The sequence below is a fragment of the Mesorhizobium sp. HAY1-8B genome, assembly GCF_056868045.1.
Window position 1 is genome coordinate 5418942 of the sequence record NZ_CP200321.1, and the last position, 19039, is coordinate 5437980.

The window sequence follows — 19039 nt, forward strand, 5'->3', positions numbered from 1 at the left end:
CCTTGGCGAAGATGAACACGCCGATGTCCGCGACAGTTGCCTTCTCCCCGTTCAACGGGGAGAAGGTGCCGGCCCCCTCTCCGCAGCTGCAGCGCAGCTGCTGCGGGGGACGGGCAGGCGGATGAGGGGCAGCACCATGCTCTCCAGAAAATCTCTCCGTCGAACAGGCATCGCCGTTGCCGCCCTGGCGGGTTTTGCGGCGGTCGCCACAGCCGCCTTGTGGGAACTCGACCGCGCCTTCCCTCCCCCCTTGCCGGCGGAGCTCACCGTCTCGACGGAAGTCCAGGACCGCGATGGCCAGCTGTTGCGCGCCTTCGCCACGCCGGACGGCTACTGGCGGCTGGAAACCAGGCTCGATCAGGTCGACAAGCAGTTCGTCGACATGCTGGTCACCTATGAGGACAAGCGCTTCTGGGACCATGAGGGTGTCGACGTGCTGGCGCTTTGCCGAGCCGCCGGCCAGTTCGCAACCAGCGGCCACATCGTCTCCGGCGGCTCGACGCTCTCGATGCAGCTTGCGCGCCTGATCGAGCCGCGCGAAAGCCGCAGCCTCGGCTCCAAGGTCAAGCAGATGCTGCGCGCCATCCAGATCGAGCGGCGGCTGTCCAAGCGCGAGATCCTCGAACGTTATCTGACACTGGCGCCCTATGGCGGCAACCTGGAAGGCGTGCGCGCCGCTTCGCTCGCCTATTTCGGCAAGGAGCCGAAGCGGCTCACCGTCTCCGAAGCCGCCTTGCTCGTGGCGCTGCCCCAATTGCCGGAAAAGCGCCGGCCCGACCGCAATCTCGAAATCGCCCACGCCGCCCGCGACCGGGTGCTGACCCGCATGGTGTCCTCGGGCCTGATCGGCGAACGCGAGGCGGCACGCGCCGCCCTCGACGACGTGTCTGGCCTGCGCCGCACTCTGCCGGCACTTGCCCCGCACGCCGCCTATGCGATGCTGCCCAGGGCCGTTCCCGGCCAGCCGCTCAAGCTGACGATCCGCAAAAGCGTCCAGCAAGGATTGGAGCAGGTGGCGCGCGACGCCGCCACCAAGCTCGGGCCGCGCCTCTCCGTCGCCATGGTGCTGGCCGATTCCCGGACCGGCGACATCCTCGGCGAAGTCGGCTCGGCCAATTTCTTCGATTCCAGCCGCTCCGGCTGGATCGACATGACCAAGATCGTGCGTTCGCCCGGCTCGACGCTGAAGCCGTTCATCTATGGCCTCGCCTTCGAGCAGGGACTGGTGGCGCAGGAAACGCTGATCGAGGACAGCCCGGTCGATTTCGGCGGCTACAGGCCCAAGAACTTCGACATGGGCTATCAGGGCGATGTCTCGATCCGCCAGGCGCTGCAACTGTCGCTCAACGTGCCGGCCATCCGCGTGCTCGACGCGGTCGGCCCGGCGCGGCTGACAGCGCGCTTCCGCCAGGCCGGCGTCAATCCGATCCTGCCGGTCAACGAGGCGCCCGGCCTGGCCATCGGCCTTGGCGGCGTTGGCGTCACGCTGCGCGATCTCGTCCAGCTCTATACGGGCCTCGCCAATGGCGGCAAGACGCACACGCTGCATGACGGCACCGAGCCCGCCAATGCCGAACGCACCACCGCCACCATCCTCAACGACCAGGCCAACTGGCAGATCATCGACATATTGTCGGGCGTGAAACCGCCGGAAGGCGCCCTGCAGCGCGGCATCGCCTACAAGACCGGCACGTCCTACGGCTACCGCGATGCATGGTCGGTCGGCTTCGACGGCCGCTATGTGCTGGGCGTCTGGGTTGGCCGTCCCGATGCCAGCGCCGTGCCGGGCCTCTCCGGCTATGTCTCGGCGGCCCCGATCCTGTTCGAGGGCTTTGTCCGCTCCGGCCTCGCCACCGTGCCGCTGCCGGGCAAGCCGCCTGGCGCCTTCACCCCCAAGCGCGAGGATCTGCCGGTGACACTCGCCCGCTTCGGCGCCGGTGCCGACGGGCTGGTGCAGGCGACACCGACCGAGCCCGCCCCAACCATCATCTTCCCGCCGGACGGCGCCCGTGTCGATCTCGCCACGAATTCGGCCGATGCCTCGCCGCTGGTGCTGAAACTGCAAGGCGGCCGCGCGCCGTTTCGCTGGCTGGCCAACGGCAAGCCGCTCACTGGCATCGATCGACGCCGCACCGCGACCTGGCTGCCCGACGGCGCGGGCTATTCGACGTTGACGGTGATCGACGCGGCCGGGCGAGCGGCCAGCGTGAAAGTGTTCGTTGAATAGAGTGCACCAGGCGATTCTGCGCGTTGGCTTTTACGCGCTGACGGTCGCTCCCGTTCTGCAGGCACATGCCGACCCCCTCCCAACCGGCTTCGTTCGGCTCGCCGATATCGATCCCTCCATCCGCCAGGACATTCGTTACGCCGGACCGGACGATTTCCTGCACCGCAAGGTGAATGGCTACGACGCACCGATCTGCATTCTCACCCGGCAGGCGGCGCAAGCTCTTGCCGGCGTCCAGCAGGCGATCGCCGCGAAAGGCCTGACGCTGGTCGTGTTCGACTGCTACCGCCCTGCCCGCGCTGTCGCCGACATGGGCGAATGGACGCGAGCGGGCGGTCCGCCCGACCCGCAATGGTATCCCAGGGTCCGGCGTGGCGATCTCATCGCCAAGGGGTATGTCGGTGAACTGTCAACCCATTCGCGCGGTTCGACCGTCGATGTCGCGATTGCGCGGGTCGACGGTCCATCAGTCTCCAAACCTGCCTGTGGCGCCATCGATGCCGATACACTCGACTTCGGCACCGGTTTCGACTGTTTCGACCCGATGAGCGAGACAGCGCACAGACCGCTCGGCAGTCAAGTGACAGCAAACCGCAAGCGGCTTGTCGAGGCCATGCTTGCCGGCGGCTTCAAGAACTACGCCCGCGAATGGTGGCATTTTACGCTCGGGCACGAGCCCTTTCCAAAGCAGCGCTTCGATTTCCCGGTGAGCGCCGAGTAATTGCCGGACCAAGCCCAAACGGCCTTGCCGCGGCATGGCGCATCTCTAGATAGGACCCTCTAGTCCGCGTAGTGCGTCGGCGAGGAAGATATTTCCCGATGTGGCGGAAGATCGTCGAAGATTTTCTTCAGGAGGGCAAAAAAGGCAACATTCGATGCATCTAATTTCTATCAATTCGCTAGATTTGGCGCGGTTCAACGGAGGCGGAAATGACCAAACCTCATTTCAGGAAACTGCTCGGCGCACTGGTCGCCACATCTGTCCAGTTCGGCACGCTCGGTTTCGCGTTCGCCGACACCACCATCCTCAACGTGTCCTATGATCCGACACGCGAGCTCTACAAGGCCTATGACGAGGCTTTCGTCGCCCATTGGAAAGCCGAGACCGGCGAGACGGTGACGATCCAGCAGTCGCATGGCGGATCGGGTGCCCAGGCCCGCGCCGTGATCGACGGCCTCGACGCCGACGTGGTCACGCTGGCGCTCGAGGGCGACATCAACGCCATCGTCTCGAAGTCGAAGAAGATCAATCCCGACTGGCGCAAGAAATTCGAAAACAATTCAGCGCCTTACACCTCGACCATCATCTTCCTGGTTCGCAAGGGCAATCCCAAGGGGATTCACGACTGGAATGACCTCGTCAAGGACGGCACCCAGGTGATCACCCCCAACCCCAAGACCTCGGGTGGCGCACGCTGGAACTATCTGGCCGCCTGGGCCTATGCCAATGCCCATGACGGCGGCGACGAGGCCAAGACCAAGGAATTCGTCGGCAAGCTTTACGCCAATGCCCCGGTTCTCGACACCGGTGCGCGCGGCTCGACCGTCACCTTCGCGCAAAAGGGCATCGGCGACGTGCTGATCGGCTGGGAAAACGATGCCTATCTGGCGCTCGACGAATTCGGCGCCGACAATTTCGAGATCGTCTATCCGCCGACGTCGATCCTGGCCGAGCCGCCGGTGGCGATTGTCGACGCCAACGTCGATGCCAAGGGCACGCGCAAGGTGGCCGAGGCCTATCTCGGCTGGCTCTATTCCAAGGAAGGCCAGACGATCATCGCCAAGAACCACTATCGTCCGGCCAAGCCCGAGCTCGTCGCACCAGCGGATCTGCCCAAGACCCCCGACATCAAGCTGATCTCGATCGACGATCCGCTTTTCGGCGGCTGGAAGAAAGCGCAGCCTTATCATTTCGGCGACGGTGGTATATTCGACCAGATTTACAAGCCGGCCCAGTGAGGTTCGGTTGTGCTGAGGAAGCTAGCTTCAAGCAAAGTCCGGTTGAATAAGAAGGGACAATCCAGAATTTCATGACGACAGCTCCCGCGCAGGCGGGGTGGCGGTTCAAGCAGCCGAGTGTCATTCCGGGTTTCGGATTGACGCTCGGCTTCTCGCTTGCCTACCTCACCCTCATCATCCTCATTCCGCTATCCGGGCTGATCTGGCGCTCGGCCTCTCTCGGCTGGGCTGAATTCTGGGCGATCGCCAGCGACCGCCGCACCATCAATGCGCTGGAAATCAGCTTCGGCACCGCCTTTCTCGCGGCTGCCGTCAATGTCGTCTTCGGCACGCTCGTCGCCTGGGTGCTGGTGCGCTACCGCTTTCCCGGCCGCCGCATCGTCGACGCAATGGTCGACCTGCCCTTCGCGCTGCCGACCGCGGTCGCCGGTATCGCGCTGACCACGCTCTACGCGCCGAACGGCTGGATCGGCAAATTGCTGATGCCGCTCGGCATCAAGGTCGCCTACACGCCGCTCGGCATCGTCGTCGCACTGGTCTTCATCGGCCTGCCCTTCGTCGTGCGCACCGTGCAGCCGATCATGGAGGAGATCGACAAGGAGGTGGAGGAAGCAGCCGCCACGCTTGGCGCCAGCCGCTTCCAGATCGTCACCCGCGTGCTGTTCCCGGGCCTGGCGCCGGCCATCATCACCGGCTTTTCGCTGGCGTTCGCGCGCGGCGTCGGTGAATACGGCTCGGTCATCTTCATCGCGGGCAATTTGCCCTATAAATCCGAGATCGCGCCGCTTTTGATCGTCATCCGGCTGGAGGAATACAACTATCCGGCGGCGACCGCGATCGCGGCGATCATGCTCGCTCTGTCGTTCGTCATGCTTCTGGTCGTCAATCTCGTGCAGACATGGAGCCGCAAGCGCTATGGCTGATCCCGAAATCAAATCCTACGAACCGTATCATGAGAGCCGCTCGGCGGCGGTGACCGAAAGCCGTCCGGCACAAGCCGTACTGATGGCCATCGCCTTCGTCTTCCTCGGCGTCTTTCTGCTCTTGCCGCTGATCATCGTCTTCCACGAAGCGCTGGCGAAAGGCGTCGGCGCCTATACGCAAGCGCTGGGCGAGCCGGACGCACGCTCGGCCATCCGCCTGACGCTGCTCGTCGCGGCAATCTCGGTGCCGCTCAATGTCGTCTTCGGCATCTCCGCCGCCTGGGCCATCGCCAAGTTCGAATTCAAGGGCAAGGCGTTCCTGACCACGCTGATCGACCTGCCCTTCTCAGTCTCGCCGGTCATCTCCGGCCTGGTCTATGTGCTTTTGTTCGGCGCTCAAGGGTTGCTCGGAGATTGGCTGAAGGGACATGGCATCCAAATCCTGTTCGCCGTGCCAGGTATTGTGCTGGCCACCGTCTTCGTCACATTCCCCTTCGTCGCCCGCGAACTGATCCCGCTGATGCAGGAACAGGGCAATGGCGATGAGGAGGCAGCCCTTTCGCTCGGCGCCAATGGCTGGCAGACCTTCTGGTATGTGACGCTGCCCAATGTCAAATGGGGCCTGCTCTATGGCGTGCTCCTGTGCAACGCCCGCGCCATGGGCGAATTCGGCGCGGTGTCGGTGGTGTCGGGCCATATACGCGGCCTGACCAACACCATGCCGCTGCATGTCGAAATTCTTTACAACGAGTACAACGCGGTCGGCGCCTTTGCCGTCGCCTCACTGCTTGCCGGGCTGGCGCTCGTCACGCTGGTCTTGAAAACACTGCTCGAGATGCGCTACGGCGCCGAACTCGCCGCGACGCGCGGACACTGACAGAGGGATTTGTATGGAAGTTCGCGTTGCCAACGTGCGCAAGGAGTTCGAGCGGTTTCCGGCGCTCCACGACGTATCGCTCGACATCAAGTCGGGCGAACTGATCGCATTGCTGGGGCCGTCCGGCTCCGGCAAGACGACGCTGCTCAGGCTGATCGCCGGGCTGGAGCGGCCGACCCGTGGAAAAATCTTCTTCGGCGACGAGGACGCTTCGCAGAAGTCGATCCAGGAGCGCAATGTCGGCTTCGTGTTCCAGCATTATGCACTGTTCCGGCACATGACCGTGGCTGACAATATCGGCTTCGGCCTGAAGGTCCGGCATGGGCCTTCGCGGCCGCCGGCACAGGAAATCCGCCGCCGCGCCTCCGAGCTTCTCGACCTCGTCCAGCTTTCAGGGCTGGAGAAGCGCTATCCGGCGCAGTTGTCTGGCGGCCAGCGCCAGCGTGTCGCGCTGGCCCGCGCCATGGCGATCGAACCCAAGGTGCTGCTGCTCGACGAGCCTTTCGGCGCGCTCGATGCCCAGGTACGCCGGGAACTGCGCCGCTGGCTGCGTGAGATACATGACCGCACCGGCCACACCACCGTCTTCGTCACCCACGATCAGGAAGAAGCGCTGGAACTTGCCGACCGCGTGGTGGTGATGAGCCAGGGCCGCATCGAGCAGGTCGGCACCGCCGACGATATCTACGACACGCCGAACTCGCCCTTCGTCTATGGCTTCATCGGCGAATCAAGCTCGCTTCCCGTCAAGGTCGAGAATGGCGAGGTCTGGCTCGCTGATCGCCCGATCGGGTTGTCGGCGCCGCACGCGACCGAGGGCGAGGCGACGCTCTACTTCCGCCCGCACGATGTCGAATTGCTGGATGGCTGCAGCGGCTGCATCGCCGGCACGGTCGCCGCCAGCCGCCGCGTCGCGGGCACGCGCCGGGTGGAGCTCGAGATCGGAGGCGATCGCCAGCGGGTCGAGATCGAACTGCCCGTCGATCATCCAGCGGCACAGAAAAGCCGGGTGGCGTTCCGTCCCGGGCGTTGGAAGCTATTTCCGGTAGTCTGATCTTCGGGTCAGGCGCTATTCCAGCCAGTTCTCGACCTTCAGCTTCCCTATCCGGGTGAACTCCCCAATATTGGCCGTCACCAGCGTGGTACCCAATACACAGGCGTGAGCGGCAATAAAAAGGTCATTGTGGCCAATGGGTTGGCCAACGGACTCCAACTCGGCGCGAAGTGCGCCGTACTCGGCATCCACGGGCACGTCGAGTGGCAAGACAGGGATCTCGGCCAGCAGGTCCTCGACCTTCTTGAGGAGCTTGGCCGACCCCTTCCTGGCACAGCCATATCGCAATTCAGAGGCGACGACGATACTGGTGCAAACAGCCGCGTCTCCTTCGCGCACCATTGCACTGGCGGCCTTGCCGGCCGGGTTGCGGATCATGTCGCTGATAATGTTCGTATCCAGCATGAACCGCATCAAAGAATGTCCTCAGCTTCAACGGGCGCATCCTTGATCTCGGGAAAGTCGTCCTCAGGACCAAGCGGTGGCTCTTTCGCCCATTGGGCGAGCAGCGCGGTAAGGCCGGGTTTGCGGAGCGGCTCGATGACAAGGCGGTCGCCTTCGCGGCTGATCAGAACCTTCTCGCCGGGAAGCTCGAACTCGACAGGAATGCGCACCGCCTGGCTGCGATTGTTGCGGAACAGCTTCGCCTCCTTCGGTGGCGGCGTTGTTGAATGACGATGCTGGGGCATGGTTGCTTCCGTTTGTATATGCCATATGTATATGCCAAACGACAGCCCCTGGACAAGGCACAAAAAACGCAGGCCGAAGTGAGTGTCATCTGGAACAGAATTCTAAGGACCCATTGTGTTGGCCACATCTTTTCTCGTGGCAAGGTCGCGGAACCGTTATGCATGCCTCGCCCCACCCCTGCGCCACGGCTATCGTCCAGCGGTAACGCATTGCATCCGGAGCCTTTTTCATGAAGCGATTTTTCCTCGGCGTTGCCACCGTCGCCGGCCTGTTCCTCGCATCCTCCCAAGCCTGGTCGGCCGACAAGCTGCTCAACGCCTCCTATGACGTTGGCCGCGAACTGTTCGTTCAGGTCAACAAGGCCTTCATATCAGGGCATCCGGGCGTGACCGTCGACCAGTCGCATGCCGGCACCTCGGCGCAGGCGCGCGCGATCGCCGAAGGCCTTGGCGCCGATGTCGTCACCTTCAACCAGGTCACCGACATCGATTTCCTGGCCAAGAAAGGGTTCGTATCCGCCGACTGGCAGAAGGACTTTCCCGACAACGCCTCGCCGTTCTATTCGCTGCCCTCGTTCCTTGTCCGCGCAGGCAACCCCAAGCATATCAAGGACTGGAACGATCTGGTGCGCGACGACGTCCAGGTGATCTTCCCCAACCCGAAGACCTCGGGCAATGCGCGCTACACCTATCTGGCGGCCACGGCCTACGCCAAGGAAGCCTTCAAGGGCGACGATGCCAAGGTGAAGGAGTTCATCACCAAGCTGTTCAACAATGTTCCGATCTTCGACACGGGCGGCCGCGCCGCGACCACCACTTTCGTGCAGCGTGAAATCGGCGACGTGCTGATCACCTTCGAATCCGAGACGCGCGGCATCCGCAAGGAGTATGGCGACGACAAGTTCGAGCAGGTCACGCCTTCGGTCAGTCTGCTCGCCGAATTTCCGGTGGCGATCGTCGACAAGGTCGCCGACGAGCACGGCACGCGCGATCTGGCCAAGACCTATCTCGACTTCCTCTACACACCCGAAGGCCAGGACATCCTCGCACAGAACGGCAACCGCGTGCGTGACGCAGCCGTCGCAGCCAAATACAAGGCTGACTTCCCTGAGGTACGCCTGCTGACCGTGGAAGACGTCTTCGGCGGCTGGGACAAGATCCAGAAAGAGCATTTCGCCGCCGGCGGCCTGCTCGATCAGGCCTATGGCAGCCGCTGAAGGCTCACGGCACATATTGAGCAGATAAGCAAAGCCGGCAATGAGCCGGCTTTCTTCGTTTTTGCCTTCAGCCATGGCGAATACAGCGCCATCCCTGCGAAACGTTACAAAGAATCAACGCGTTTGTGCCTAACGTGCCATTTGGCATCTCGCTTTCGCAAAATACCATTGCGCGGCAAAACCGTCATTATTTGCACACAAACAGCCGCCAGATGCGGGGTGGTTGGGGTTTCAACGGGTTGACTCGGGCATGCTGACAAAAAAAGGCAAATACGGCCTCAAGGCCCTCGTGCATCTTTCCAGTCTCCCGATTGGGCAATTGGCCTTCGTCAACGACATCGCCGTCGCCAACAACATCCCGAAGAAGTTCCTGGATGCCATCCTGGGCGAATTGCGCAATGCGGGCTTCGTCCAGAGCCGCAAGGGCAAGGAAGGCGGCTATCGCCTCGCCCGCCCGGCCTCGGAGATCAAGATCGGCCACGTCGTGCGCGTGCTCGACGGGCCGCTGGCGCCCATTCCCTGCGCCAGCCGCACACAGTACCAGCGCTGCGAGGATTGCGACGAAGCGACCTGCCAGGTCCGGCACATGATGCTGGAAGTGCGGCAGGCGATCGCCGAGGTGCTCGACAACAGAAGCCTCGCCGCCATGCGCGATGCCGATAACGACGATTTCCCGGTCGAGCTGTCCTCGCAGATCTAGATCGACGGCTGGCGAACACCGTTCATCCCGTGAGATTGCGCGATGCGCGCAGGCGCATTAAAGCGGTCTTGCAACAGGAACAGATGGACGCCCCTGAATGAGGCTGTCGACGTTCGCGAAATCCCGAAAGGCTGCCCGCGGACCGACGCCCACGGCCAGGTTCCAGACTGAAATCATCGCCGATGTCCTTGTGCCGGAAAGGGCTGAGGACGTGCGCTTCTTCAGCCGCAGGATCGTCCGCCCCGGCAAGGTGCGCCGGTTCTCGAACCAGGACCTGCGCGAAACCCTCCTGGCCGCCTTCTATATCATGGTCGCGGCTTCAGTGCCGGTGCGCTGGTGGGCATCGGTTTGCGATCGGATGTCCAGGCTTCGCCTGAAACGCCATATGCGCAAGCAATTTCCAGGCTATGCCGCCGCGACGCGCGCGGTGCTGGGCGGCGGCATCGACGCACGCAAGCTGTTCGAGGCATTGCTCGCGGCGCGCCACCGCCGCCGGCTGCAGCTTGCAGCGCACCTCGCCGGTTTCCGGTGGTCTCCGATTGTCCGGCTGGAGGGACAGGAAGGACTGCAGGCGGGACTGCGGCGCGGCCACGGCGCCATCATCTGGTGCGATCAGTTCACCTCCCAGACCATCTTCGGCAAGCGCGCCTTGCACGAGGCGGGCATCGAGGCGCATCAGGTGAGCGTCAATTCACACGGTGTCTCGGAATCGATGTTCGGTCTGCGTTTCCTGAACCCGCCGATGGTCAAGGTCGAGAACCGCTACCTCAAGAGCCGTATCGTCTTTGAGCGCGACGATGCCTATCAGGTCACCATCCGCATCCAGAAGATCCTGAAGCGCAATGGCGTGGTGCTGATGACCAACACCATCCATGCAGGCTCAACCTTCACCGAGGTCGCGATCGGCGAAGGCGGCTGGACACACCTTGCCTCCGCACCGGCGAATTTCGCCGCAAGGGGCAAGGCGGCGCTGTTTGCAATGTCGACCTTCGAGACCATTCCCTTCCGTGAATACCGGGCCGTCATCAGCCCGGAGCTGCTGCCGCCTGAAGCGGAAATGGGACGGGACGGAACCAAGGACATGGTGCGACAGGCACGCTATATCCTGCTCAAGCGCGACCGGCTGCTCGAAGCGCTGAAACAGTTTCCCGAACAGATGCTGATCTGGTCCAGCAGCCGAAGGCTGACGGAAGCCCCGGACGATGCCATGACAACCGACGATACCGGCTCATGATTTAGCCAGCAGCCGGATCGCGTCGGCAATCACATCAGCGACGGGTTTCGTCGCGTCGATCGTCAGTGCCCGCTCATCCCTCCCCGGCGGCTCCAGTATGGCGAACTGGCTGTCGACCAGGCTGGCCGGCATGAAATGCCCCTTCCGGCTGGCGACCCGCTCGCTCGCCGTCGCCGGGTCGATCTCCAGGTAGAGGAAGGTGATATCAAGGCAAAAGCCGCGCAGACGTTCGCGATAGCCGCGCTTCAGCGCCGAGCAGGCCGCGACCACGCCTTGCCCTTTGCCGACCGATGCCGCGATGTGTTCGCCGATCGCATCGAGCCAGCCTTCGCGCAGCTGATCGGTGAGCGGCTCGCCGCTTGCCATGCGGGCGACATTCTCGGGCGGGTGCAGCCTGTCGCCCTCGATGAAGATGGCGCCCAGCGCGGCCGCCAGCGCGGTGCCGACGGCCGACTTGCCGCAGCCGGCGACGCCCATCACCACGATGGCCGGAGGCACTGAGCCGGGGGCGCGCGTCGGCGCCTGCGCTGCTTCTTCGTCCACGGCTAGAGCATGATGCCGAAAAGTGTGAAGCGGCTTTCGGACGACATCATGCTCTATCTCCTTGATTTAGAGGCGGATTCAGATTTCAGGTCGATTCGACCTGAAATCATCCGGCTCTAGCGGCTTGCCGGCGCGCGGCCGTAGAGCAACAGCATGGCGACGATGACGACGCCATAGATGATCTGCCGCCCCGCCTCCGGCATCTGCATGACCGAAAGGATGGATTGCAGGAGCGTGATCAGGATGACGCCGGCAACGGTGCCGAGATAGGACCCGCGCCCGCCGAGGATCGAGGTGCCGCCAAGCACGACCGCGGCGATCGACGGCAAGAGATAGGCATCGCCCATCGACTGCGCCGCCTTGGAGGCATAGCCGGCCAGAAGCACGCCGCCGAAGGCGGAGAGCCCGCCGGAGACGGCGAAGGCGATCATCACCACGCGCCTTGTGTCGATGCCCGAGAGATAGGCGGCGCGCTCGCGGTTGCCGATGCCGTAGACGGTGCGGCCGAAACCGGTGCGGGTCAGCACGAACACCATCGCGGCCCCGATCAACGCCCAGATGATGACCGCGTTGGGGACGCCCGGAATGGCGAAGCCGGTGGCGAGGTAACGCATGGCGCCGGTGGCCGAATCCTGCGGCGAGAAGCCCCCGGTGTAGACCACCATCAGCCCTTGCGCGACGGCGTTGGTGGCAAGTGTGATGATCATCGAGGGGATGCGCAGATAGGCAACGCCGATGCCGTTGACGACGCCGATCAGCACGCCGCAGAAGATGCCGAACGGGATGGCCAGCGCGACGCCGACCGGACCGTAGGCCGCCGCCGCGCATGCCATCATAGCGCCCGCCGCCACCGCCCAGGGCACCGACAAGTCGATCTGGCCCAGCAGGATGACCAGCATCATGCCGGTGGCGATGACACCGAGGAATGAGGCCACCTTGAGCTGCTGCAGTAGATATTCAGGCGACAGGAAGCTGCGCGAATAGAGGCTGCCCAGCAACAGCAGCACCACGATGCAGGCAAAAGCCGTCAGCACCGCCGGATCGGCGCGGCGGATGAATTTCGGCATGCGGCCGGCAATGCCGCCGTCGCTCTTCCCAACCATCGGCGTCGTCTCGCTCACAGGAACCACTCCAGCCGGTTGCGGACCCGAAACAGGGCGAAGGCGCCGAGGCTGACGGCGACCAGCAGGATAACGCCCTGGAACAAAGGCTGCCAGAGCGGATCGAAATCGAACACGAACAACAGATCGCCAATGGTGCGGAAAGCGAGCGCGCCGAAGATGGCGCCAATGGCGCTGCCCTTGCCGCCGAACAGCGAGACGCCGCCGAGCACCACGGCGGCGATCGAGAACAGCGTGTAGGAGTTGCCGCTGGCATAGGCCGCTTCGCCCGTATAGGTGAAGAAGGTCAGGAACAGACCGCCGATCGATGCCAGCAGGCCGGCCAGCGTGTAGGCGGCGAACTTGCCGCGCCGGATCGGCACGCCCGACATGTAGGCCGCCGTCTCCGACGATCCCGCCGCGTAAGCCGCCCGGCCAAGCACCGAGCGGCTGAACGGCACCCAGACCACCAGCACGATGGCGAGCAGCACGACGAGGCTCGCCGGCACCACGCTGAACACGCGGCCGGTCAGCGCATCAGCAAGATCCTCATTGACCGAGCCGCCCGGGAATGGCCGCAGCAAAAGACCGATACCGTAATAGACGGCGCCGGTGGCGATGGTGGCGACGATCGGCTGCAGTCGTCCATAGATGACGATGGCGCCGTTGATGGCGCCGCACAGAAGGCCGACCGCCAGCACGGCGATGACGCCGAGCGCCGTCTGCGCCGGCGTGCCCACCACCAGCCAGGAAGCCAGGCAGTTGGTGAGCAGGAAGATCATGCCGACGGACAGGTCGATGCCGGCGGTGATCACCACCAGCGTCTGCGCCATGGCGACGAAGGCGAGCAGCACGCCCTTGTTGGCCGCCGTCTGCACCACATTGGCGGTAAATCCGGCCGGATGGTTCGAGGTGTAGATGACGAACATGACGATGAAGATGCCGAGCGCCAGCAGCGTTCCGCGCTGCTCGGCCAGCCAGTAGCGCCAATCTTTCACACGCTTGCTCCCAGGCCCACCGGGCTCTCCTCGCCATGGATGTTGAGCGCGCTCGATATCAGCGCCCGCTCGGTGATCTCGGCGCCGACCAGTTCGCGCTTGACTGCGCCATCGTAAAGCACCAGCACACGGTCACAGCAGCCGATCAGCTCGTCATAATCGGTCGAATAGAACAGGATCGCCGCACCCGCATCCGCCAGCTTGCGCATCAGCTGGTAGATCTCCTGCTTGGTGCCGACATCGATGCCGCGCGTCGGATCGTTGAGCAGGATGATGCGCGGCTGGCGCATCAGCCATTTGGCGATGACCACCTTCTGCTGGTTGCCACCCGACAGCGCGCCGACCGGAATGTCGAGACCCGCCGTCTTGATGGCGAGCAGGCCAACCATATCGTCGATCAGCCGCTGCTCGGCGGCGCGATCGATGATGCCGCTCCTGGACAGCCGGTCGAGCGCGGCAAAGGACAGGTTCTCGCGCACCGTCATCGGCAGCATCAAGCCTTCCGTCTTGCGGTCCTCCGGAATGAGCGCCATGCCGATGCCGTCCTGGCGGGCCACGGCGGGACTGCTGATGGCCACCGGCTTGCCGTCGATCAGCACCTCGCCGGCAAGGCCGCGCAGCACCCCGAAGAAGGCAAGCAGCAATTCGCGCTGGCCCTGGCCGTCAAGACCGCCGAGGCCGACGACCTCGCCCGCCCTGACGGTCAGCGAGATGTCGTGCAGCCGGTCGGCCCAGGAGAGCTTGCGCGCTTCGAGCCTGGGGGCGGCGCTGGCCGGTGCAGCCGCCGGTTTGGGCGGAAAGATGTGGCTGTATTCGCGGCCGATCATCAGTTCGACCACCTCATTGTCGCTCTTCGAGCCGGCCTTGTAGCTGGCGACGTTGCGGCCGTTGCGGAACACCGTGCACTGATCGGCAAGTTCGGCGATCTCGTTCATGCGGTGCGAGATGTAGAGCAGCGCCAACCCTTCCGAGCGCAGCCGCTTCAAGACGCCGAATATCTTCGAGACATCCGCCGCCGTCAGCGCCGAGGTTGCCTCGTCGAGGATCAGGATTCGCGGTTTTCTGGCCAACGCCTTGGCGATCTCGACCATCTGCCGGCGCGACAGCGGCAGGTCCTTGACCAGCGCCAGCGGATGGATGTCGGCCGCGCCGGCGCGGGCAAGGGCTTCCTCCGCGATGCGGCGCTGCGCCTTGCGGTCGATCATGCCGAAGCGTTTGGGCGGGTCGGAAATGACGATGTTGTCGGCAACGCTGAGCTCGGGGATCAGCGACAGTTCCTGGAAGATGCAGACGATGCCGGCCTTGTTCGCCGCACCGGGCGACGCGAAAGTCACTTCGCGGCCGTCCAGCATCATGCGGCCCTCGTCGGGCGCCACGACACCGGCCATGACCTTGATCAGCGTCGATTTGCCGGCGCCGTTTTCACCGAGAATGGCGTGGATGCTGCCGGCTTCGACCGCAAGCTCGGCCTTTTCCAGCGCCCGCACGCCGCCGTAGCGCTTGGATATGCCTTCCATGCGAAAGAGAGGAGCCGCACCGTCCATCAACCCTCCAGGGCCATTGTGGGATTGCAGGCTGGCGCCACGGGGTAAGCCGCGGCGCCAGGCATTGGCCAGCGATTACTGGTTTTCCTTGGTCTGCCCCATGATTTCCTGGGCACTGAAATTGATGCCGCAGGTCGGGAAGGAATTGCCGACGAAGAAATTGTCGGATTCCTTCGGGAAGTAATCGGTGCCTTCCTTCATGTCCGGATCCGTGGCGACAGCCAGCGGCAGCTTCACTTCCTGCGGCACCACCTCGCCTTCGAGTGCCGCGATCGCGGTCTTGATGGCGACGGCAACCTGGGCCGGACCGGAGCCAGCGGAGGTGCATTTCAGGCCATCGGCGGAATGGGCCGCGCAGAACTTGCGGAAGCCGTTTTCGGTTTCACCGCCGAACGGCACGAACGGATGCTTGGCATCGATCATCGCCTGGACGATGCCCGTATCGCCGCCCTGGCCGGTGATGCCGTCGAACGGACCGTTGGTGGCGATGGCGTCGGCGGTCACCTTCTGCGCCACGCCGTCATCCCATTTGCCGGCGACTTCGGTGACGTCCCATTTCTTGCCGGAGGCGTCGAGCACTTCATGGATGCCATTGTGGCGATCGGTATCGACGGAGGTGCCGGCCACACCGCGCACCTCGAGGATCTTGCCGCCATTCGGCACCTTCTCGACCAGCCACTTGGCCCACAATTCGCCAAGACCCTTCTGGTCGACATTGACGTTGATGGCATCCTTGGTGTCGAGGATGTTGTCGAAGGCGACCAGAACGATGCCGGCTTCCTTGGCGCGCTTGATGACCGGACCGAAAGCGGTCGGATTCTGCGCGTCCGTGACGATGGCGTCATAGCCGGAATCGATGAAATTGTTGATCGCCGAGATCTGCGCCGGGACGTCCTCGCCGGTCGAGACGACCTTGAATTCCTTGATCTTGGCCTTGACCTCGGGCTGGGCCGCATAGGCCTTGGCCGTCTGCACCATCTGGATGCGCCAGGTATTGGCGATATAGCCATTGGCGAAGGCGATGCGGAACGGGCCTTCCTTCTTTGGATATTTGAAGAATTTCGTGTCCGCGCTCCACGGCACGAAGCAGTCGGCCTGGGCGGCGGGACCGGATACGATTTCCGGGCCGGCGGCCATGGCGGCCGAGTTGAGCATGACGAATGCGCTGGCGGCAACAATGCCACCGACAAGTGACTTGATCATCGATAATCCTCCCGATTGCAGTTCTGAGTGTCGGTTCAGTTTATGGAATTTTCGCGTTTCGGGCTGGCCCCTCCGCCTTGCCCAGTCACGCCTGCCAGGTGCCGAAGACCTCCGCGATCCCTCCCCTTGCCGCCCCCATCGATCAGGGGAAAATCTATCATATTATACATAATAAACAAGCATGAACTGTTGCTTATGTATAATAAACAGGCGCAATACCTTTGCTGGCGGTGCCCGTTCAGTGAAAATGGTAGCGCTACCATGACGTTGTGTAAAGCGCCATTTGCGGTCGTTCCCGAAAGTGTGTTCAGCGGGCCGTGCTCTCGCGGCGCTTGAGCTCGAAGCCGAGGTCAACGATGCGTTGCTCCGGTCGGTCGCCGGCGATCGCCGCCAGCGCCATGGCCACCGCGCGCCGCCCGATTTCGTAGCGATGGGTGCGGATGCTGGTGATCGAGGGAAAGGCCACCTGCATCATATCGAGATCGTTGAAGCCGACGATGCCGATCGTCTTCGGCACATCGATCGCGGCGCGATGGCATTCGAACAGCACACCGAGCGCGATATCGTCATTGTTGCAGAACACGCCGTCGAGCGTCGGCATCTTGGCAAGGGCATCGCGAAACATTTCGCGGCCGAGCGACACGCTGGACAGCACCGGCGTGGTGGTGATCAGGCGCGGGTCGAACAGCCCGGCTTTCTCCATCGCGGCGCGATAACCAGCCAGGCGCCGCTGCGAGCGCGGATCCATGCGCGCACCGATGAAGCCGATGCGTCGATACCCCACCTCGATCAGGTGTTCGGTCGCCGTCCTGCCGCCGTCGAGATGCGAGAAGCCGACCATCATGTCGACGGGATCCGGCCCGGTCTCCATCACTTGCACCACCGGGCAACCGGCATTTTCCAGCAGTTTTCGCGAGGTTGGCGTCTGGTCGATGCCGGCCACGATCAGCGCCGCCGGCCGCTGCGAGCCGAACACCTGCAAGAGCCGCTCTTCCTCCAGTCCCGAATAATGCGTGTTGCCCAGCTGGATGCGGAACGGGCTGTCCGACAGGCTGTCATAAATGCCGCGCACCACCTCGGCGAAGACGTTGTTGGTGAGCGAGGGCACCAGCACGCCGAACACTTCGGCGCGCGCCGAGGCCAGAGCCCGCGCATTGGGGTCCGGCACATAGCCAAGCTCGTCGACGGCGGCCTGGATCTGACGGCGCAAATCCAGGCTGACACGCTCCGGCTCACGCAGCGCGCGCGACACTGTGATGGCGCCGACGCCGGCCTTGCGCGCGACATCCGAAATGGTCGGGCGGCCGCCGCCCCGGCGCGAGCGCGGCTTGATCAAGGCCACGGCTCGTGCGCATGGCAGCCGAAGCGCGCCCGCAATATGATCATCTGAGCTATCGCCATCTCACCGGCCTGTTGCCGCACCCTTCGGCCTCTGGGGTCGCGCAGTGCCTGCCCGTTGTCAAGCCGAGGTGCTCAGAACCGCGCCCCGCCGCTCGCGTCAGGCTGCCATGACGGCTCTGTGCCTTGCCTTCCACATGAACAGCCCGATCGCCACTATGTTCAGCAGATTCCACGCGATTCCGTTGAGGAAGGCGGCGGCGTAGGAACCGGTCAGGTCGTAGATCCAACCCGACATCCAGCCGCCGATCGCCATGCCGAAGATCGTCGCCATCATGACGATGCCGATACGCTGGCCAGCCTCCTTGGCGGGCAGGTACTCGCGCACGATGATCGCATAGCAAGGCACGATGCCGCCTTGCGACAGGCCGAACACCAGCGACACGACGTAGAGCGAGGCCAGTCCGTCGAACGGAATGTAAAACAGCAGCGACAGGCACTGGAGCACCGAACCGATGAGCAAGGTTTTCGCACCGCCGATGCGATCGGCGATAAAGCCGGAGGCAAGCCGGCTGACGACGCCCGCCGCCATCATGATCGACAACATGTCGGCGCCATGCGCCATGCCGTAGCCAAGATCCATGCAATAGGCGACGATGTGCACCTGTGGCATCGACATCGCCACGCAACAGCCGAGGCCGGCAACGACCAGCAGCATTTGCAGCGCCGCCGGCGACATGGGAATCGGCTGCACCGGCCGGCTCCCGGGCGAGCCAGCAGCGGCCGCGTCAGGAGCACCGCGTCGCAGCAACAGCACCAGGGGCACCATGGTGACCAGGCAGAAGACACCGATCGCCGCGTAGGTGAAGCGCCAGCCTTCCGCCTTGATCAGCGTCGGCATGATGGTGGGCCAGAGCGCGCCGGCGAGGTAGTTGCCGGCCGCCGCCGCTGTCACAGCGACGCCGCGCCGCCGGTTGAACCAGTGCGAGATGTCGGCGATCAGCGGCCCGAAGATCACCGAAGTGCCGACACCGATCAGCACCCCTTGGGCAAGGGTGAATTGCAGGATCGAGGTCGAAAGCGCGGCGAGCAGCAGGCCGGCGGAGAGCGCCACGGAAGAGAACAGCGCCGGGATCCAATAGCCCATGCGATCGATGGCGCGGCCGACCAGCACATTGCCGGCGGCAAAGCCAACCATGGTCGCGGTGTAGGGCATCGATGCCGCGGCACGGTCGACGCCGAACTCGGCCTGCACGGCAGGCAGCACCACGACCACCGCCCACATGCCGACCGCACCGATGGTCGCCAGCAGCATTGAGATGGCCAGCCGCATCCACGCGTAGGAACTGTCGATGCCGGGACTGGGCCGGCTCAAGTCGGTTCGGGTCAAAGGCGTTTCCTGTCGGCGGTCTCGAAATCGGCTGCCGTTTCGG

The 19039-nt window shown here is 63.8% G+C and carries 18 protein-coding genes; 9 read left to right on the plus strand and 9 right to left on the minus strand.

Annotated features, from left to right (window positions below):
• Nucleotides 1-136: 136 nt before the first annotated feature.
• The 6 genes from pbpC (at nt 137) to AC1VON_RS25955 (ending at nt 7040) form a co-directional block, all read left to right on the plus strand.
• Nucleotides 137-2227, plus strand: a complete 2091-nt coding sequence (pbpC, locus tag AC1VON_RS25930; RefSeq protein WP_483125324.1) for a penicillin-binding protein 1C — start codon at nt 137-139, stop codon at nt 2225-2227.
• On the plus strand, nt 2220-2948 hold the full coding sequence (locus AC1VON_RS25935) for a M15 family metallopeptidase (protein WP_483125325.1): 729 nt from the start codon (nt 2220-2222) through the stop codon (nt 2946-2948). The genes pbpC and AC1VON_RS25935 overlap by 8 nt, the downstream gene beginning before the upstream one ends.
• 209 nt (nt 2949-3157) lie before the next feature.
• Nucleotides 3158-4186, plus strand: a complete 1029-nt coding sequence (locus AC1VON_RS25940; RefSeq protein ID WP_056571863.1) for a sulfate ABC transporter substrate-binding protein — start codon at nt 3158-3160, stop codon at nt 4184-4186.
• 71 nt (nt 4187-4257) lie between these two features.
• The gene (gene cysT, locus AC1VON_RS25945; protein ID WP_483125326.1) at nt 4258-5109 is read left to right on the plus strand and encodes a sulfate ABC transporter permease subunit CysT; all 852 of its coding nucleotides are present in this window, start codon (nt 4258-4260) and stop codon (nt 5107-5109) included.
• Complete coding sequence (gene cysW / locus AC1VON_RS25950; protein WP_172349742.1) at nt 5102-5986, plus strand: sulfate ABC transporter permease subunit CysW; 885 nt, start codon at nt 5102-5104, stop codon at nt 5984-5986. The genes cysT and cysW overlap by 8 nt, the downstream gene beginning before the upstream one ends.
• Before the next feature lie 13 nt (nt 5987-5999).
• A complete protein-coding gene (locus AC1VON_RS25955) occupies nt 6000-7040 on the plus strand; it encodes a sulfate/molybdate ABC transporter ATP-binding protein (RefSeq protein WP_483125327.1) in 1041 nt (346 codons plus the stop codon).
• Nucleotides 7041-7055: 15 nt separating this feature from the next.
• On the opposite strand, the gene AC1VON_RS25960 is transcribed toward AC1VON_RS25955, so the two are convergent.
• Together AC1VON_RS25960 and AC1VON_RS25965 are read right to left on the minus strand one after the other, a co-directional pair.
• On the minus strand, nt 7056-7454 hold the full coding sequence (locus AC1VON_RS25960) for a type II toxin-antitoxin system VapC family toxin (protein WP_172349740.1): 399 nt from the start codon (nt 7452-7454) through the stop codon (nt 7056-7058).
• The gene (locus AC1VON_RS25965; protein ID WP_172349739.1) at nt 7454-7729 is read right to left on the minus strand and encodes an antitoxin; all 276 of its coding nucleotides are present in this window, start codon (nt 7727-7729) and stop codon (nt 7454-7456) included. The genes AC1VON_RS25960 and AC1VON_RS25965 overlap by 1 nt, the downstream gene beginning before the upstream one ends.
• 230 nt (nt 7730-7959) lie before the next feature.
• Between AC1VON_RS25965 and AC1VON_RS25970 the strand changes: the two genes are divergently transcribed.
• From AC1VON_RS25970 to AC1VON_RS25980, 3 genes are all read left to right on the plus strand, one after another.
• Nucleotides 7960-8946, plus strand: a complete 987-nt coding sequence (locus AC1VON_RS25970) for a sulfate ABC transporter substrate-binding protein (protein ID WP_172349738.1) — start codon at nt 7960-7962, stop codon at nt 8944-8946.
• A gap of 250 nt (nt 8947-9196) precedes the next feature.
• Complete coding sequence (locus AC1VON_RS25975; RefSeq protein WP_027029809.1) at nt 9197-9646, plus strand: RrF2 family transcriptional regulator; 450 nt, start codon at nt 9197-9199, stop codon at nt 9644-9646.
• Between the two features lie 97 nt (nt 9647-9743).
• A complete protein-coding gene (locus AC1VON_RS25980) occupies nt 9744-10880 on the plus strand; it encodes a hypothetical protein (protein ID WP_483125328.1) in 1137 nt (378 codons plus the stop codon).
• Here AC1VON_RS25980 and AC1VON_RS25985 read toward each other — a convergent pair.
• From AC1VON_RS25985 to AC1VON_RS26015, 7 genes are all read right to left on the minus strand, one after another.
• The gene (locus AC1VON_RS25985) at nt 10875-11423 is read right to left on the minus strand and encodes a gluconokinase (protein WP_483125329.1); all 549 of its coding nucleotides are present in this window, start codon (nt 11421-11423) and stop codon (nt 10875-10877) included. The two genes, AC1VON_RS25980 and AC1VON_RS25985, sit on opposite strands and share 6 nt — an antisense overlap.
• A 116-nt stretch (nt 11424-11539) precedes the next feature.
• Nucleotides 11540-12526, minus strand: coding sequence for an ABC transporter permease (locus tag AC1VON_RS25990; RefSeq protein WP_155772460.1), 987 nt, complete (start codon nt 12524-12526; stop codon nt 11540-11542).
• A 14-nt stretch (nt 12527-12540) separates the two neighbouring features.
• Nucleotides 12541-13521, minus strand: a complete 981-nt coding sequence (locus AC1VON_RS25995) for an ABC transporter permease (protein WP_483125330.1) — start codon at nt 13519-13521, stop codon at nt 12541-12543.
• Nucleotides 13518-15065 (minus strand): sugar ABC transporter ATP-binding protein, encoded by a 1548-nt coding sequence (locus tag AC1VON_RS26000; protein WP_172349734.1) that lies wholly within the window; start codon nt 15063-15065, stop codon nt 13518-13520. Before AC1VON_RS26000 ends, AC1VON_RS25995 begins: the two co-directional genes overlap by 4 nt.
• Before the next feature lie 75 nt (nt 15066-15140).
• Nucleotides 15141-16268: a sugar ABC transporter substrate-binding protein gene (locus AC1VON_RS26005; RefSeq protein ID WP_483125331.1), complete on the minus strand. Its 1128-nt coding sequence runs from the start codon at nt 16266-16268 to the stop codon at nt 15141-15143.
• A 307-nt stretch (nt 16269-16575) separates the two neighbouring features.
• Entirely contained in the window at nt 16576-17604 is a 1029-nt protein-coding gene (gene gntR / locus AC1VON_RS26010) for an HTH-type transcriptional regulator GntR (RefSeq protein WP_172349732.1), read from the minus strand.
• A 162-nt stretch (nt 17605-17766) separates the two neighbouring features.
• Complete coding sequence (locus AC1VON_RS26015) at nt 17767-18996, minus strand: MFS transporter (RefSeq protein ID WP_172349731.1); 1230 nt, start codon at nt 18994-18996, stop codon at nt 17767-17769.
• Nucleotides 18997-19039: the final 43 nt, after the last annotated feature.